Genomic DNA, 16,575 nt, shown 5'->3' on the forward strand with positions numbered 1-16,575 from the left:
CGAGGTCGAGGTCGAGGTCGAGGTCGAGGTTGCGGTTGCGGTCGCTGTCGCTGTCGCCGTTGCAGTCGCCGTTGCCGCTCGGGCTCCTGGTGTAGGCCCAGGTCCGGATTCGGATCCCGGTCCCGTTGCGGGTCCAAGTCCAGGTGAGGTTGCCGGGACGCCAGTCATGGCGGGTGTCTCCATTTTGATCGGCGTGTTCATGACGGATCCTTGCGGTCGCCGCATTGGGCGGCTACGAACTCGCCGGTGAAGCACCCGACGCCACGTCCGATTGCCGCACGGGTCGATTCGATCGTCTTTTTCATGAATGATCGTTCAATAAATTGTGAAAAAATTTTAGACCAGCGCGCGCAAGGTCAAATCGACGACCGCGACGAGGTCTTGCTCACGCGTATTGACTTTGCCGAGCACGCGTAAGCCCTGGATCATGCACAGCAGATACGTGCTCACGGCCTGTTCGTCGAGCGAGGGATTGAATTCGCCGGCTTGCTGACCTCGAACGACCGCCGCGGCCAGTTGCGTTGCGATCCGATGCAGCGTCGCTTCAACATGCGAGCGCACGGTTTCGTCGGCCGGCAGCATCTCGATCGCGGCATTCGTGATGAAGCATCCGTGCCGTTCCGATAGTTTTGCGGCGACGCGTGTGTAGTGAAGCAGCGCTTCGCGCAACGTTTCTTGAGGCGACCCTTCCGCGCTCAGCCGTTCTTTCAGACGCGCGACGGCACCCTCTGCATATTGACTAAAGGCCGCGACGAGCAGGCCATGCTTGTCGCCGAACGCGCTATAGAGGCTGCCGCGAAACAGCCCCGTCGATTGGCAAAGCGTCTCGATCGATGTCGCGTGATAGCCCTGTTCCCAGAAGATGCGGCCCGCGGCCTGCGTGACTTCGTCGATATCGAATCCGCGCGGTCGCCCGCGTTCGGATGCGGGCGAGGAGGAGGCGTCGGTGTTGGATGGTCGTTTCATGACGGCAGATATTAAGACTGAACGTTCTTTAAATCAACCCTCGATCGCCATCGGAACGTCGGCACGCGTCTTCCCCGCGGCGCGCGTTCGTGCGCTGCCCGATATGAACCGCTTCGCATAGCCGACGCGTCGCGGGTCCGCCTTATGTCGACCGCGAGACGAAATGATCGGCCGCTCCGCGCGGCAGCTTGACCGCGTCGATGAGCCCGATCAACGAGAAGAGGGCGACCAGCACGAAGGCGAACCGGTACTCGCTGCCCACGCTCGTGAAGCCCAGATGCGTGACCGCGTAGTGCCCGACACGGACCGCCAGCGCGCCCATTGTGATGCCCGCGGCCATCGCCAGTTGCGACACGGTATTGAACAATCCATTCGCATGCGACATCTGCGGCTTGGGCACGTCGGCGAACGCAAGCGAGCCCAGCACCGTGAATTGCATCGAGCGCGTCATGCCGCCGATGATCAGGATGATGACGGTCGCAAGCGTCGGCGTGGTCGGTTCGAGCCATGCGCATGCCGCCAGCATGAACGCGCAAAGCACACCGTTCCAGATCATGATCGGACGGAAGCCGAAGCGTCGCAGCATCGGCGTCGTGATCGATTTCATGCCGAGGTTGCCCGCGAACACGGCGAGTACAAGCAAGCCCGAATGGAAGGCGTCGTAGCCGAAACCGACCTGGAACATCAGCGGCAACAAAAACGGCGCGCTGCCGATGGCCATGCGCGACAGCGACCCACCGCGCAGCGACGCGCGAAACGTCGGAATCGAATAGGGCTTGAGATCCACGAGCGGGGCATCGCTTCGGCGCAGATGCGCGATCGCGGCCATCACGATCGCGATACCGCCGACGAGCAAGCCGATGCTCCACGCGTCGATATGCGCGTCGATGCGTTCAAGACCCGACAGCGACGCGAAGGTCCCCGCGCCGCACAGCACGAAACCCAGCAGATCGAAGCGGCGATCGGCCTCGCCGCGCGCATCGGGAATCACGAACCACGCGGCGATCAAGGCGGCGATGCCGAGCGGCACGTTCAGATAGAAAATCCATCGCCAGCCGAAATGCGTCGTGATGAAACCGCCGATCGGCGGCCCGAGCACGGGCGCCACGAGCGCGGGCCAGATCAGCGTCGCCATCGCCGACATCAATTGATCCTTGGGCGTGTATCGCATGACGACGAGCCGTCCGACCGGGACCATCATCGCGCCCGCGATCCCTTGCAGGATCCGCAACGCGACGAACGTGCCCATGCCGGTCGATGCCCCGCACAGTGCGCTCGTCAGCGTGAACAGCGCGATCGCGATGCCGAATACGCGGCGCGCGCCGTAACGGTCCGCGACCCAGCCGCTCGCCGGAATGAACACGCCGAGCGCAAGCAGATAAGCGCTGACGCCGACGTTCAGCGCGACGGCCGAGACCCCGAACGAGCGCGCCATCGCGGGCAAGGCCGTCGCGATGATGGTGCCGTCGAGAATCTCCATGAAAAGCGCGCCCGTCACGAGAATCATCACGAGATTCAAGTGGACGGGCGGTGCGGCCGGAGCGCTGTGCTGCGCGCTTCCGTGATCAACAGGTTTCATCCGATTCCTTGTTCCATGTCTTGTTTCATGCGGTATTTCACGTCTAACGCGCGCTCGTCCATCCGAACGCATACACGCTCGAAACGGGCTGCGTGCTCGCGATCGACGCCGTGACGGCACCCCACATCGGGATGTCCATGACGTGCAGCGCCGACACTGCGTGCTGCAGATACCGCTGTTGTTCGATCGCGCGGGTCTGTGCCGTGTCGCGGCAGCGATTCTGTGGCGGCGTCGCGACCGGTGCATGCGCGTGCGGCGAAGCATCGAGCGCCGCGCCGAGGCCGAACGGCGCGAGACTGGCCGCGATCACGAGCCACATGCCGACCATCGCCGAATCGATCAACATGGGCGCGGCACGATCGCCGAACGCGTACATCCGGCCTGCCGGATCGAGGTCGATCCGCAACGCATCCGGCGCGCAGGCGAATGCGTGTCCGAACAAGGCGGCCACGCAGGCGCGCGTGAGCACATACTGCCGATGCGACGAGGTGCCGTATCGATGCGTCAGGCCCTTGGCTTTCGTGCCGATCCCTGCGGACACGGCCATTTCCATCAGCGGCTTCGAACCTGTATGAAAGCGCCACAGTAACAATTCGCCCGGACCGGGCAAGACCGCTTGCGAGAGCGCGTCGTCGCATTCGATGCCGCGGAACACGGGATCGGAACGCATGGGTGGCGTCGATACGCCGCCATCGAGCGAATCGTGCGCATCGGACGATTCAGACGGCCGCATCGGAAGAACCACCTCGGCATGCAGATTCATGGGAGCCTCCAGCGACAGGCATGCGGATGCCGATCGCTTCATCCCCGCGCGCGATGCGCACGACGAACGCGCGTGTGCGTCGTGCGTGCTCGGGTGGGATGAATCGATTGACTCGGCAATAAGATATATCGAAAGATATATCTGAGAAGGCGCCGAGTCAAGCTCGGTCGGCCTTGAGCGGGCCGGAGACCCTGTGTTCGAGCCGTGGCGCGCCGATCCGATGCGTGGAGACGGCGGTCAGGGTGCCACGTCTTTCGGCGCCGAACCGGACTCGCCCTGATGCGCGAAGGGGCAATCTCTCAAAGGGGGGCGGGGTTCAAAGGCGCAATAAGCGACGCGGACGGCGGACGCGTGCGTCATGGCTTGCGCACGCGCTGCCCCGCTTTGTCGATGACGACTTCACCGTCCTCTTTGGAGAACGCGCCCTGTTGCGGGGCGTCGAGAATCTCGAGGACGACCTCGGACGGCCGGCACAGCCGCACGCCGCGATCGGTCGCGACAATCGGCCGATTCAGGAGGATCGGATGCGCTTCGATGGCGTCGAGCAGTTGCGCGTCCGATAGCGTGGGATCCGACAGGCCGAGTTCGTCGTAGGGCGTGCCCTTTTCGCGGAGGATGTCGCGCACGCTGAGCCCGGCACGGCTCAACAGCGCCTTGAGCGTGGCGCGATCCGGGGGCGATTTCAGATACTCGACGATCGTCGGTTCGATGCCTGCGTTGCGAATCAGCGCGAGCGTATTGCGCGACGTGCCGCATTTCGGGTTGTGATAGATCGTGACTGTCATGATGTGTGAGCCTGATTGAAAAGTCGCGCGTCGTCTCAAACGCGCATGCGACGACCCTCGACCGGATAGTTCGGATCCGTGTATCCGGGTGTCGACGCGTGGCCGGGCGGAACCAGGCCGTCGACGAATGCCTCGTCGTCGGCGCCGAGCTGCAGCGTCAACGCATCGACGTAACTGTCCCAATGCGCTTCGGTGCGCGGGCCCGCGATCGCGGCGCTGACGAGCGTATTCCTGAGGACCCATGCGATCGCGAACGCGACCGAGGTCGTGCCGCGTTCGGCGGCATGCGCCGCGAGCTTTTGCGCGATCGCGAGCGATTCGGGCCGCCATTCGGTCTGCTGGATGCGCCTGTCGCCGCGACCCGCGCGCGAATCCGCGGGCGGTGCGCCGTCGAGCGCATATTTGCCTGTCAATACGCCACGTGCGAGCGGGCTATAAGGCACGACGCCGATGCCATAGTGCCCGGCGGCGGGCATGAGTTCGACCTCGGCCGTGCGGTCCACCATGCTATAGACCGGCTCGATCGCGACCGGGCGATCGATGCCGAGCTGATCGGCGAGGCGAACGACTTCCGCGACGCGCCACGCGCGGAAGTTCGACAGACCGAAGTACCGGACTTTGCCCTGGCGAATCAGGTCGCCGACTGCACGCACGCCTTCCTCGAGCGGCGCGTCGTTCAGCGACCGGTGGAAATAGAGCACGTCGATGTAATCGGTGCCGAGACGCCGCAGGCTGGCCTCGACCGTTTGATAAATCCACTTGCGCGACTGTCCCTGTTCGTTGGGGCGGGCGGCGGCCGACGCGGGGAAGCCGAACTTCGTCGCGACGATCCAGTCGTCGCGTCGTGCCGCGATCGCGCGGCCCACGATCTCTTCGGATCGGCCGCCTTGATAGACATCGGCGACATCGAGGAAATTCACGCCCTGGTCGTAGGCTTTGTCGATGATCCGGCACGACGTGGCCTCGTCGGTTTCGCCGCCGAACATCATCGTACCCAGACACAGGGGCGAAACCTTGAGGGCGCTGCGTCCCAGATAGCGATAGTCCATCATGATCTCCGTGCGGGCCGCGCCCGCGGTGGCATACGCGCGGCATGCGCGCCGAACGGCAAATGATAGGGAGATCGGCGCGAGCGATAAAGTTCCGGGTGCCGCAAGCGATCATGAGCCGTGTTCATCAATCGCGGCTCACAATTTCGCGGCCGGCTTTCGATAGCGGATTGCGTCGATCACGACGCTCATGGCGCGCGAGGATGCGCGACGATGCGCGTAACACGCGTGCCAGCCCGGGAAGGTCGGGCACCAGTCGTCGAGGAGTTCGACGAGACGTCCTGCCGCGACATGCGGCTGTGCAAGATCCGCCGGCACGTAGGCCAGCCCGTATCCCGACAGCGCGGCCGCAAGCATCGGATAGGTGCCGTTGAACGCGAGTTGCCCGTCGACGCGGACCTGCACCTCGCGTTTGCCTTTCTTGAGCTCCCACGGATAGAAGCCGCCCAACGTCGGCAAGCGGAGGTTGATGCACGCGTGTTCGGTCAGATCGCGCGGGATCTTCGGCGGCGTATGCCGCTTCAGATACTTCGGCGCGCCGACGATGGCCATGCGCATCGGGGGCGCGAGCCGCACGGCGATCATGTCCTTCGCGACCTGATCGCCTTGACGGATGCCGATGTCATAGCGATCGGCCACGAGATCCGAAAGACCGTAGTCCGTGATGATTTCGACCTTGAGATCCGGGTAGTCGTGCAGGATGGGCGAGAGTCGGGGCCACAGGACGGTCTCGGTCGCATAGTCCGTGGCCGTGATGCGGATCGTGCCCGCGGGTTTGTCGCGGAACTCCGCGATGGCGGTCAGCTCGGTATCGATTTCTTCGAAGCGCGGCGCGATCGTGCGAATGAGGCGCTCGCCGGCCTCGGTGGGCGCGACGCTGCGCGTCGTGCGTGTCAGCAGCCGCACGCCGAGTCGCGTTTCGAGTGAGCGGATCGTATGGCTCAGCGCGGACTGCGATACGCCGAGCTGCGCGGCGGCACGCGTGAAACTGCGCTCGCGCGCAACGGCGATCAGGGCCAGCAGGTCGGTGTAGTTTTCGCGGCGCATTCATGAACTCGCTTCATCGCTGATGGCGGATTCTAGCGTCCGTTCGCATGAGCGCGCAGGCGGTGAGATACGCCATGCTCCGTTATTGCGAGGCCTTATGCATCGATCGTCCAAGCGGATGTGCGGATGACCGGCGGCCGCGCGTATCGCGCACCGTCGTCGCGCCGCGCGCGATCAAACCGGCCTGACGAACAGCCCGATCGTCAGCGCGACACCGATGCAGACCACGATCATGCGCAAGACGCGTTCGTTGATCCGCTTGATGGCCCAGGCGCCCACGAGGCCGCCGACGATCGCGCCGCAGCCCAGCGCGACGGCGGACCGCCAATGCAGGTCCGGCGACATCACGAACAGCGCGACCGCCGCCGCGTTCATGATGCCGGCCAGCACGTTCTTCGACGCCGCGGCATTGCGCGTCGGCACGCCCGCCATCGACAGCGCGGCCATCATCAGGAAGCCGATGCCGCCGCCGAAATAGCCGCCGTAGATCGCGATCGCGAACTGGGCGATCGCGGTACGCAGCGGACCGAGATGCACGGTCGCGCCTTCGGATTTTCTAAAGAAGCTGCCCCACGCGAACACGACCGTCGCAAACAGCACGAGCCACGGCACGAGACGCGCAAAGAAATTCGAAGGGGTGTTCAGCAGCAAAAGACCGCCGACGGCTCCGCCGATCAGACTGAGGACCAGCAATGCCCAGAACGGCAGCTTCCCCGCGCCCGTCACGAACTTTCGCGATGCGTAGCCCGTGGTCAATTGACCCGGGAACAGTGCGACGGTCGACGTGATATTCGCCGCCAACGGCGACATGCCGGACACGATCAACGCAGGCAGCGTGACGAACGAGCCGCCGCCGGCGAGCGCGTTTTGCGTGCCCGCCCAAAGGCCGGCCGCGATAAGAAGCAGGTAAGAGGTCATTAAATAGCGTCTGCGCAAGAACTGCGGAATGGTCGATGTTCGCCTCTGTTTGGTCAATACACATGCGTCCGATACGTGGGCGGCGATATGACTGTTCGTGACGAGGCGAGCGCGCCGGCGCGCCGGCAAGCGAGCGCCGCTTGGCTTCGGACGGTATCCAGATCGATTTACCGCGATCCATGGGGGCGCCCATGGCGACGCGCGGCAGCGAGCAGCGACGATAACGGGCGTCGACGAACGCGTGACGCGCGCGGGGGGACGAAACGTCACGCTCAAACATGAAGAAAGAATTAATTTTCGTCTGCGGCTATTTTGGCGTGTCGGTTTTTGCGGAATCGCACGCTCAATCATTTAGACGGCGATAAAAGTGGTATCACTTTCTATCGACAAGCCGGGCCTTTTAAAAATAACTGTTTAGCAGGGCATTGCGCGCGTTTCGTTTTGTTTATAGGTGAATCGCGCTTTACCATCCCACAGTGTGCGAAGGCGCACATACGCTCGAAGGCGCAGTTGTTAGCACAGCGGGCCAAGGCGCGGCGCGGCCGTGTTTCGAATCGATCGCGCAGGCCCCGTTTTGTTACGCAGGAAATAATTGCGCGATTAACGGCCGTCGATTGATGCGTCTAGTCGCCTGAAAATCCGCGGCGTTCCAATACTCTTGTACTAGAATGCGCGCTGGCCGTGAATGGGCCAGCCGTGCCGCGGGACCTCTCACGTTCAAGAATGCGTGCGCGGCTGCCGTTAAGCCGATTACTACTCTTCCGTGAGCCCTTTTCATGTCTGATCCCGATCGCGACATTTCGCACACGATGCCCGCCGCAAACCGGCGAGGCGCGTGAACGGGGACTCGATCATGGATGCGCCGCGGCTCAGTGTCTGTATCTCCACCTACCATCGGGTCGCATTGCTCGACACGCTGCTCGGCGAACTCGTCGCTCAGACGCGTCGGCCGCAGCAGGTCGTCGTCGTCGACAACGATCCGCTCGGCAGCGCGCGCGATGTCGTGACAGCCTGGCGGCAACGGTATGCGGAGATCGATTGGGTCTATGACGTTCAGCCCGAGAAAAACATCTCGCTGACGCGCAATCGGACCATCGCGCTCGCCGACGGCGCGTGGCTCGCGTTTATCGATGACGATGAGCGCGCGCATCCGCAATGGCTCGAAGCACTCGAAACGGCGCGCGTGCGTCATGAAGCCGACGGCGTGCTCGCGCCCATCGTACCTGTCGTGCCGCCCGATGCGCCTGACTGGGTCCGGCGCGGCCGTTTCTATGACGATCCGCACATGCCGAGCGGCACGATCGTGCCGCACAACGTCATGCGTATCGGCAATGCGCTGCTGTCGGCCGCCTGGCTCAAGCGTATCGATCCGGTGTTTGACCCGGCATTCGGTTTGACCGGCGGTGAGGACGGCGATATGTTGATGCGCCTCGCGAACCTCGGCGCGCGTCTCGTCTGGTCGGAAGAAGCGGGCGTGACCGAACCCGTCGTCGCGGCGCGCATGCGGCTCGATTGGATACTCAAGCGCGCGTTGCGCGGCGGACAGGATTTCGGCTGGCATTTCCGCGGCGGCAAGCTCGGCGGGCGGCCCGGTTTCGCGCGCAGCCTGCTGTTCTTTGCGCGCGCCGCCGCGCAGGCCGCGATCGCGGGAATCCTCGCCGTGCTCATGCTGGTGCGCGGCCGGCATCACGCGGTCTATTGGGCCGCGCGCTGCAGCGCCAATCTCGGCAAGCTGTCCGTGCTCGGCGGCCTCCACTATCGCGAGTATGCCTAGCATGGCCCGTGTTTTTCGTCGTCCATCATGACCTTGACGCTCCTTCTTCATGGCGTGCTCGCATGCGTGGCCTTGCCGGTGACGCTCGCGACGCTCTATCTGAGCGTGCTGACGCTGTTGTCGGCGCGGCTCGAGCGTCCGTCGCCGCGGCAGCGCACGCTGCGTTTCGACGTGCTCGTGCCCGCGCATGACGAAGCCGCCGTCATCGAGCGCACGGTGCGCAGTCTGCGCGCGATCGATTGGCCGAGCGATCGCATGCGCGTCGTCGTGATCGCGGACAACTGCACCGATCGCACCGCGCAGATCGCGCGCGACGCGGGGGCGACCGTCATCGAACGCACCGACGCCACGCGACGCGGCAAAGGCTACGCCCTTGAATTCGGCATTGCCTATAGCGCGAACCAGGGCGCGGCGGATGCCGTCGCCGTCGTCGATGCGGACACCATCGTGACGCCTAATTTGCTGTCGGGTTATGCGGCACGCATCGAGCGCGGCGCGCAAGCGCTGCAGGCACGCTACGGCGTGCTCAATCCGAACGATTCGGTGCGCACGCGGCTCATCACGATCGGCTACGCAGCGTTTCACGACGTCCGTTCGCGCGCGCGCGAACGGTTGCGCGCATCGTGCGGCTTGCGCGGCAACGGCATGTGCTTCACGCATGCGCTGTTGCGCGCGCATCCGTTCAATGTGTACTCGTTGACGGAAGATCTCGAATACGGGATTCGGCTCGGCATCGCCGGCGTGCCGGTCCATTACGTCGACGAAGCGAGCGCGGATGCCGAGCTCGTCAGCGGCGGGCGCAGCGCGACGACGCAGCGCCAGCGCTGGGAAGGCGGGCGCATGGCGATCGTGCGCGCGTACACGGGTCGTCTGCTTGCGCACGCGTTGCGGCGGCGCAGTTGGATCAGCTTCGAACTCGCGCTCGATTTGCTGACGTTGCCGCTCGGCTATGTGGGTCTGCAGATCGTCGTGCTGCTGTTCGCGAGCGTCGTGCTGCAGCTGCTGCTGCCGGGCGCCGGTTTCTATGGTTGGAGCGTGCTTGCGCTGGCGTTGCTCGCGGCGCTTACGTTGCACGTGCTGCGCGGCTGGCAATTGTCGGGGCTGAGCGCGCGGGCTTTACTCGATCTGCTGCGCGCACCGGCGTTCATCGTCTGGAAGCTGGTTGCGCTGCTCAGGCATCGTGCGAATGCGCACTGGACGAAGACCGATCGGGAGTCCCGGTGAAATCTGCGCGCGCAGCGATGCTGCCCTTCGCCAAACTCTTCGGCAGCTCGGTCGTCGACCAGGCGCTGCTTTCCGCCGCGAATTTCGCCGCGGGCCTGACGCTGATCCGGTACTCGTCCGAGACGCAGTACGGCTACTACATCCTCGCGTTCAACACGATGATGCTGTTGACGACGTTACAGGGCACGTTCATCGGCACACCGCTCGTGATTCGTCTGCCGTTGTTGAGCGCGCTCGAACGCCGCGAATGGATCGGCAGCCTGTGGCGCGATCAGCGCCGCATCGGTATCGGTGCCGGCCTGCTGGCGCTCGTCGTGGTCGGCGGGCTGTCCATCTTCAACTGCCGCACGCATGCGGTCGTGATGTTCGCGGCGATTCCGTTCGTGCTCGCCGCGCTCTATCGCGAGTACTTCCGTGGTGTGCTGCTCATGCTGCATCGGCCTCAGGCCGTGTTGCTGGCCGATGCGTTCTATGTGCTCGTGCTGTTGTCGGGCTGCGGGCTCGCGCTGCATTCGCCGATCGCGGCCGCGATCGTGCTGGTCGCCTCGTCGATCGGTTCCGTGCTCAGCGGTCGTGCGATGGGCCGGCATCTCGGCGACGAGATCGATTGGCGCAGCGCGGGCGGCCATATGCGGCAGATTGCGCGTGTGGGTTTCTGGGCGGCGTCGGGCGGCATTATTTACTGGTGCTTCAATCAGGGCTACAACATGGTCGCGGCGGCCACGTTGAATCTCGCGGCGGTCGCATCGCTCGCGGCGTCGCGGCTGATCTTGATGCCGGTCAATCTGCTGTCGGCCGGCGTGCAGAAACAATTGACGCCGCTGGCCTCGACTTGGGTCCATACGCTCGGTGCACGCCGCGCGTTGTATCGGCTGGTGGGGTTTTCGGCGGGGATGGCGTGTCTGACGTTGATCTACGCGGGCGTCGTCTGGATGCTGCGCGACTGGATCTTCCTGCGCCTCATGCACAAGAATTTCCCTCAGCGCGACATGTTGCTGCTGCTCTGGTGCCTGCTGTTCGTGCTCATGGTCATGCGCGAGCCGCCGATGTTGCTGATCATGCTGCGTCAGCGCTTCCGGATGCTGACGTCGACGACGCTGATCTGCGCGGTCCTGTCGCTGGTCTGTAGCTTCATCGGCATGCGGCACCTGGGCGCGATGGGGGCCATCATCGGCATCATCGTCGGCGAAATCGGATGCTGTCTCCAGATCGTGATCCTCGCGTGGATCGAGGTGCGCGTCAGCGAGCGCGAGGCGGCGCAGCCTGCGCACGCGGGCGTCGACGGGGCAGCGGTCCGGCATGCGGGGCATTCGGCGCACGCGAACGCCGAAGCCCTCGAAGACCATCCATAAGCGCGAGCGCGGCACGCAGCGGAGCGGGCCGACCAGGCGAGCGAACGGGGAATCGAAAGAGCATGGACGCATCACAAGTCGGGGCGGATCGAAACGGTCATCGCGTGCAAGGTGAAGCGATGGGTGCGCATCGCGCCCGCGAGCGGCAGGACGCCCATGCCGCGCTCTCGCTGCATTCGATCCAATATCTGCGTGCCGTCGCCGCGCTGATGGTCGTCATGCTGCACCTGGGCCTGCAATGGCAGCGTCTCGGCTATGCGGGACCTTGGCCCGGCTGGCTCGCGGGCGGCGTCGATATTTTCTTCGTCATCAGCGGCCTGATCATGTGGATCACGACGGCCGATCGGCCCATGACCGCGACCGATTTCTACGCGCGCCGCCTGATCCGGATTGCTCCGCTCTATTGGCTGCTGACCGCCGCAACCGTCGCGATCATGCTCGTCGCGCCGCATGCGATCCAGAGCTCGCATTTCGATGTTTGGCATGTGGTCGCGTCGTTCCTGTTTCTACCGTCGATCAATACGGTGACGGGACAAATCGAGCCCGTGCTGATCCCGGGCTGGACGCTCAACTACGAGATGCTGTTCTACGTCGTGTTCGGTCTGAGCCTGCGTTGGCGCGCGCCGTGGCGTCTCGCGAGTTGCGCGCTGCTGCTCGGCGCGCCGATCGTCTGGCATGCATGGACGGGACAGGGACACGGCGTCTGGTTGTTCTATACGTCCGACGCGATGCTCGAGTTCGTGCTCGGGATGATGCTTGGCTGGATGTATCTGCGCGGCGGTTTGCGGTGGGGAAGGCTCGCGGGCTGGGGCTTGATCGTCTGCGGGGTGATCGCGCTCGCGTATTTCGGCGGCCTGGGCTATGCACGTTTGCCGTCGATGGGCGTGCCCGCGTTCGCGATCGTGGCAGGCGCGCTCACGCTCGAACGCGCGCGTGCCGTGCCGCGTTGGCGCGCGTTGCATGCGCTCGGCGACGCGTCGTATTCGCTCTACCTGTCGCATCCGATCGTGCTGTCTGCATCGGAACAGCTCTGGCGACATGGCGTCGTGCAGAACGGCACGCTCGCGCGTCTGGCGTTCTCGGTTTTCGCGCTGACGTTGACGATCGCGGCCGCGTGGATCTGCTATCGCGGACTCGAACAACCGCTGACGCGTTTTCTGAATCGGCGCCTTCGGCCGCTGATCGTGTCGCGTTCCGTAGCAAGTTCCTGAGTACGAACCTCGGATACAGATGACCCGGCGTGCGTGGGCCGCCGGGATTCGTCTTCGATCGACAAACGCATAGCGAGCCAACGCGGCACGCGCCGATGACGTCGCGTACGCGGACCGCGTACGCACGCGGCCGAAGAGCGCGCCTAACGCGCCCCGACGAGCAACCGGTCCTTGAGCAGACGCAACAGGCGTTTGTGCCGCCGCGTGCGCAGACGTTCGGACGACCAGTCGATGAGGCTGTCGTGAACGTCGTAGTGGCCGCGCTGCGCGTCGGGGATGCGGTTCGATTCGACCGCCTCGACAAGCTGCGCCAGTTGCGCGTAGAAACGCGGGCCGCGATACGGCGGATGCAGCGACCACAGTCCGTTCCCCGTGCCCAGCATGTCGATCCGATGGAGTCCATGCCGCCGCAACACGATGCCGAGCAGTTGTTCGGCTTCGATGACGTCGGGCGGGTTGCCGAGGAGCTTGGCCTTGATCCGGCTCGACGCCTTGGGCCGTTCGAGCGGCAGCGGACCGACGCGGTCGCGCAGGCGCGCCATGTCGATCATGAATATGCGCGTGCTCGCGCTTTCGAAACGATAGGCCGGATACGCGAGGTCGGGCACGCGACGCAGCAGCGGATCGTCGTGGCCGAGGATCGCATGGTCGGCGCGCGGCGGGCCCGGAAACGGACTCGTCATCAGCACGTCGGGATCCGCCTCCATACAGGCGATCGCCTCGTTCATCCAGGTCGGGCTCGCGCCGCCGAACAGCATGTCGCCGTCGAAATGCGCGATGTAACGCGCTTGCGCGTGATGAAGCCCGTAAAAATAGGCATAGAACGGTCCGCCGTCCCAGGCCTTGACGGGCATGTCGTCGCTGCCGAACAGCGCGCGCGCGACTTCACGGCGCGCTTGCGGGCTGTAGTCGACCTCGACGACCTCGACTTCGGGATGGACCTTGGCCAGACCCAGCGCGAGCTCGCGCAGCGCATGCAGGTTCTTGTCGTAGTCTTCGCCGCGATACCGGCCCGAGCGGCTCCGAAACGTATCGATCGTGACGACAATTCGCTCGACCATCGGCGACCAGACGCGAATCTGGTGCGCGAGCAGATGGGCCATATGCGGAAAGTCGAGCGGGTAGGTGCTGATCTGCGCCGCCGTCCGATAGCGGTATGGCGTACCCGTTGACTCAACGGACGCAGCGGGCGCCGCGGACATCGAGGGCGCCGCCGCCTGAGGGGTGTCGTCGATCATGTCGCGGGCTGCGTCGCGTGACGCGGTTTGTCGGCCGCGGCCATTCAGAAAATCCGCTCGCCGACGCGCACGACGTCGCCCGGCTGAACGGGGTCTTCGAGATGGACGTGCCCGCTCTCGACCTTGTCGGTCGTCTTGTCCATGCGTTCGAGTCCGATGCGCGAATCCGACCCGCGCGACGTGAGGCCGCCCGCGACGGCGATCGCGCGCATGACGTTGAGCCGGTCCTCGATCGGATAGGCGCCCGGCTTGTTGACTTCGCCGTAGACATAGAACTTCTGGACTTCAGGCACGAAGACGATGTCGTTGGCCTGCAGTTCGGTGTCCTGGATTGCGCGGCTCGGGCTCTGGCTGTTGTCTAGATAGAGCGCGATGCGTTGCTGCTGGTCGTCGCCGTGGCGGATCAGCACGGCCGTGTCGCCGGCGCCGCCCGTCGCGCCGCCCGCGAGGGCGAGCAGTTCGAGCAGGCTCAGATGGCTGACGAGCGCATAGCGGCCGGGCCGCGCAACCTGACCGAGGATCGAGACGACGCGGCTGCGCACGGCCAGCACTTCGACGCCGACCTGGGCGTTCGCGAGGTAGTCCTTGGCGCGCAGCGACGCGGCGATGTCCTCGCCGATCGCGGCCGGCGTCTTGCCCGCGGCTTGTATCGATCCGATGAACGGCACGACGATCTTGCCGTCCGCATCGACCGTCACGTTCGCATTGGTGCCGCCCGGGCCCATGATCGCGATCGCGAGCGTATCGCCGGGGCCGACGTTGGCGATGCTGCCGGTCGAGTCAGCCTGCGCACCCGGCGTCAGAACGAACTGGCCGATGTCGGTCGGAAGTCCCTGCGCCTGTGCGTGAGCCGTGCCGACGACGAGCAGCGCGCTGAGCAGGAAGAGACGCCGCTTGAGTTGCCATCCAAATGCCAACATGTTAGGTTTCAGCCCTCGTGGGTTGCCGGTTGCGAAACGTAATCTTATCAGGCGAACGGGCTTGTTCCGCGGCCCGTATCGGCAAAATACATTCCTTCTTATTGCCGCTCCTAGACCCTGGAAGCCATGCGTTTCGAGTCGTTTGCACGCCGTCTCGCGTTGTCGGCCGATCCGCTGTGCCTGTGGGGCGGTAGATGGATCGGGGCACTGGCCTCTCTGAATTTCTTCCCATCGTCGTCGAAGACATCGCGAATGCGACCGCGCCGGATACCTATGTGTTGCGCGCACGCCGCACTCGTGGGTTTGCTGGTCGCGCCCGCGGCGGGCTGGAGCGAACCGCCCGAATACGCGATTCAGTACGACGGCTCGGTGCAGTACGCGAACAACCCGGCCGGCTTGCCCGAGTCGCTCGCGAACCAGATCGAAGGGGCCACGGCGATCGTCAACACGCTGGGCGTCGGTCTGCGCTGGCCGTTTGCCTCGGACGCGACGCGCCTCGATCTGTCGGGCAGCGCATCGAACGTGCGTTATAGCAACAACACGCAGCTCGACCACAACCCCGACAGCGTCAATGCGACGTTCTACTGGCGCGCGACGCCGCTGTTCGTCGGCAATCTGCATTACGACCGTACGGACGAGCTGAGTCCTTATATCAACCAGGTCTGGCCCGAGAGCGATATCCAGCGTACCCAGAACGCGAGCGCCCAGTTCGGGCTGCGCGTGACCGACGCCTGGGAACTGCCGATCGTTCAAGTGTTCCATGGCACGGTCAACTACGACGCGTTCGCGAACCACGAGCTTTACGCCTACGACCAGAACGGCTGGCAGATTTCCGCGCGCTACGCGCCCGACCCGAGCGGCATCGACAACTCGGCGCTCGAATTCGGCGTGCGGCATACGGCCGTCGACTATCCGTGGCGGCTGCCCGATCAGGTCTCGATCCTCGACAACGCGTATGCGGATAGCGAGGTGTTTTCGCGGGTCCAGTGGGATATCAGCTCGAAGACGTGGGTTGAGCTACGGACCGGTTTTCTGCGGCGCGACTACGCGAACCTGACCGGGCGCGACATCAATCTCTTCACGGTCGATCTGCACACGATCTATCACTTTTCACCGAAGGTGCTCGTCGATCTGGATGCCTGGCGCCGGCCGTACGCCGATGCGACCGATCCGACGATCATCTATTCGGTGCAGACAGGCGGTCTTGTGACGGTCGCCTGGCAGGCCACGCCGAAGACCTCGCTTGCGGTGTTCTATACGAACACGCTGCAGAAAAACACGAGCGCGGCCGGCGTTTCGAACGACGATTTGACGCTGCCCGGCTATGGCGTGCGCTTCCAATGGCAGCCGAGCGACAACCAGCGCTGGGTGCTCGATTTCGTCAGTTCGCGCCAGCAAGGGCTCTACGCGTTCGACAACTATTACCAGCGCTATGTGCGGCTCGGTTTCGAGTACGCGTTCGGCAGCCACGACCAGCAAGGCGTGCGCGAGATGATGAAGCCGAACGTCTGCGACGAGCAGCACCCGGCGTTGTTGATCTGCTGATGTATCGATGTGTTGACGCGTTGATTTGTCGGGCCACCCACGCCAAGGGACCGGCGGGCGGGCACGAGCCGGACGCGCCGTCCGTTGTGCGCGGACCACATCGGCTCGCGTGTTTGCGGTGCGTGTCGATGCAGCGAACCCGCGCGGCGCGCTCCGGTGCATGATTGCGAGACCCGAAATCGATCGATCCGGCGCCCGGACGGC

14 protein-coding genes are annotated in these 16,575 nt (G+C 64.5%); 5 read left to right on the forward strand and 9 right to left on the reverse strand.

The genetic code is table 11. The features are described from left to right. Window positions 1-336: 336 nt before the first annotated feature. The 7 genes from D7S86_RS15005 to D7S86_RS15035 form a co-directional block, all read right to left on the reverse strand. Window positions 337-966, reverse strand: a complete 630-nt coding sequence (locus D7S86_RS15005) for a TetR/AcrR family transcriptional regulator (RefSeq protein WP_121087660.1) — start codon at window positions 964-966, stop codon at window positions 337-339. Window positions 967-1,108: 142 nt separating this feature from the next. Continuing rightward, the gene (locus D7S86_RS15010) at window positions 1,109-2,545 is read right to left on the reverse strand and encodes an MFS transporter (protein WP_121087661.1); all 1,437 of its coding nucleotides are present in this window, start codon (window positions 2,543-2,545) and stop codon (window positions 1,109-1,111) included. A gap of 43 nt (window positions 2,546-2,588) precedes the next feature. After that, window positions 2,589-3,308: a hypothetical protein gene (locus D7S86_RS15015; RefSeq protein WP_121087662.1), complete on the reverse strand. Its 720-nt coding sequence runs from the start codon at window positions 3,306-3,308 to the stop codon at window positions 2,589-2,591. Between the two features lie 356 nt (window positions 3,309-3,664). Next, window positions 3,665-4,093 (reverse strand): arsenate reductase (glutaredoxin), encoded by a 429-nt coding sequence (gene arsC, locus D7S86_RS15020; protein WP_121087663.1) that lies wholly within the window; start codon window positions 4,091-4,093, stop codon window positions 3,665-3,667. A gap of 35 nt (window positions 4,094-4,128) precedes the next feature. Then, complete coding sequence (locus D7S86_RS15025; protein WP_121087664.1) at window positions 4,129-5,142, reverse strand: aldo/keto reductase; 1,014 nt, start codon at window positions 5,140-5,142, stop codon at window positions 4,129-4,131. A 138-nt stretch (window positions 5,143-5,280) separates the two neighbouring features. Continuing rightward, entirely contained in the window at window positions 5,281-6,189 is a 909-nt protein-coding gene (locus tag D7S86_RS15030; protein ID WP_121087665.1) for a LysR family transcriptional regulator, read from the reverse strand. A gap of 174 nt (window positions 6,190-6,363) precedes the next feature. Beyond that, a complete protein-coding gene (locus tag D7S86_RS15035) occupies window positions 6,364-7,107 on the reverse strand; it encodes a sulfite exporter TauE/SafE family protein (RefSeq protein WP_121087666.1) in 744 nt (247 codons plus the stop codon). An 835-nt stretch (window positions 7,108-7,942) separates the two neighbouring features. Here D7S86_RS15035 and D7S86_RS15040 point away from each other — a divergent pair. From D7S86_RS15040 to D7S86_RS15055, 4 genes are all read left to right on the forward strand, one after another. Beyond that, the gene (locus D7S86_RS15040; RefSeq protein WP_240648180.1) at window positions 7,943-8,881 is read left to right on the forward strand and encodes a glycosyltransferase family 2 protein; all 939 of its coding nucleotides are present in this window, start codon (window positions 7,943-7,945) and stop codon (window positions 8,879-8,881) included. Window positions 8,882-8,908: 27 nt separating this feature from the next. Further along, a complete protein-coding gene (locus tag D7S86_RS15045; RefSeq protein ID WP_240648182.1) occupies window positions 8,909-10,105 on the forward strand; it encodes a glycosyltransferase family 2 protein in 1,197 nt (398 codons plus the stop codon). Then, entirely contained in the window at window positions 10,102-11,457 is a 1,356-nt protein-coding gene (locus D7S86_RS15050) for a lipopolysaccharide biosynthesis protein (RefSeq protein WP_205962820.1), read from the forward strand. The genes D7S86_RS15045 and D7S86_RS15050 overlap by 4 nt, the downstream gene beginning before the upstream one ends. 62 nt (window positions 11,458-11,519) lie before the next feature. Then, complete coding sequence (locus D7S86_RS15055; protein ID WP_158601964.1) at window positions 11,520-12,668, forward strand: acyltransferase family protein; 1,149 nt, start codon at window positions 11,520-11,522, stop codon at window positions 12,666-12,668. A gap of 143 nt (window positions 12,669-12,811) precedes the next feature. Here the strand turns inward: D7S86_RS15055 and D7S86_RS15060 are convergent, their stop codons facing one another. Further along, the gene (locus D7S86_RS15060) at window positions 12,812-13,906 is read right to left on the reverse strand and encodes a glycosyltransferase family A protein (protein WP_240648184.1); all 1,095 of its coding nucleotides are present in this window, start codon (window positions 13,904-13,906) and stop codon (window positions 12,812-12,814) included. Between the two features lie 44 nt (window positions 13,907-13,950). Further along, window positions 13,951-14,826, reverse strand: a complete 876-nt coding sequence (locus D7S86_RS29545) for a polysaccharide biosynthesis/export family protein (RefSeq protein WP_158601965.1) — start codon at window positions 14,824-14,826, stop codon at window positions 13,951-13,953. Window positions 14,827-15,123: 297 nt separating this feature from the next. Here D7S86_RS29545 and D7S86_RS29550 point away from each other — a divergent pair, with 297 nt between their 5' ends. After that, on the forward strand, window positions 15,124-16,371 hold the full coding sequence (locus D7S86_RS29550) for a hypothetical protein (protein ID WP_158601966.1): 1,248 nt from the start codon (window positions 15,124-15,126) through the stop codon (window positions 16,369-16,371). Window positions 16,372-16,575: the final 204 nt, after the last annotated feature.

The sequence above is a fragment of the Pararobbsia silviterrae genome (assembly GCF_003628125.1).
Classification (GTDB): domain Bacteria; phylum Pseudomonadota; class Gammaproteobacteria; order Burkholderiales; family Burkholderiaceae; genus Pararobbsia; species Pararobbsia silviterrae.

Coding starts and splice junctions, on each gene's coding strand:
- D7S86_RS15005 (WP_121087660.1), bottom strand. CDS start 966: ATGAAACGACCATCCAACACCGACGCCTCCTCCTCGCCCGCATCCGAA.
- D7S86_RS15010 (WP_121087661.1), bottom strand. CDS start 2,545: ATGAAACCTGTTGATCACGGAAGCGCGCAGCACAGCGCTCCGGCCGCA.
- D7S86_RS15015 (WP_121087662.1), bottom strand. CDS start 3,308: ATGAATCTGCATGCCGAGGTGGTTCTTCCGATGCGGCCGTCTGAATCG.
- arsC (WP_121087663.1), bottom strand. CDS start 4,093: ATGACAGTCACGATCTATCACAACCCGAAATGCGGCACGTCGCGCAAT.
- D7S86_RS15025 (WP_121087664.1), bottom strand. CDS start 5,142: ATGGACTATCGCTATCTGGGACGCAGCGCCCTCAAGGTTTCGCCCCTG.
- D7S86_RS15030 (WP_121087665.1), bottom strand. CDS start 6,189: ATGCGCCGCGAAAACTACACCGACCTGCTGGCCCTGATCGCCGTTGCG.
- D7S86_RS15035 (WP_121087666.1), bottom strand. CDS start 7,107: ATGACCTCTTACCTGCTTCTTATCGCGGCCGGCCTTTGGGCGGGCACG.
- D7S86_RS15045 (WP_240648182.1), top strand. CDS start 8,909: ATGACCTTGACGCTCCTTCTTCATGGCGTGCTCGCATGCGTGGCCTTG.
- D7S86_RS15055 (WP_158601964.1), top strand. CDS start 11,520: ATGGACGCATCACAAGTCGGGGCGGATCGAAACGGTCATCGCGTGCAA.
- D7S86_RS15060 (WP_240648184.1), bottom strand. CDS start 13,906: ATGATCGACGACACCCCTCAGGCGGCGGCGCCCTCGATGTCCGCGGCG.
- D7S86_RS29545 (WP_158601965.1), bottom strand. CDS start 14,826: ATGTTGGCATTTGGATGGCAACTCAAGCGGCGTCTCTTCCTGCTCAGC.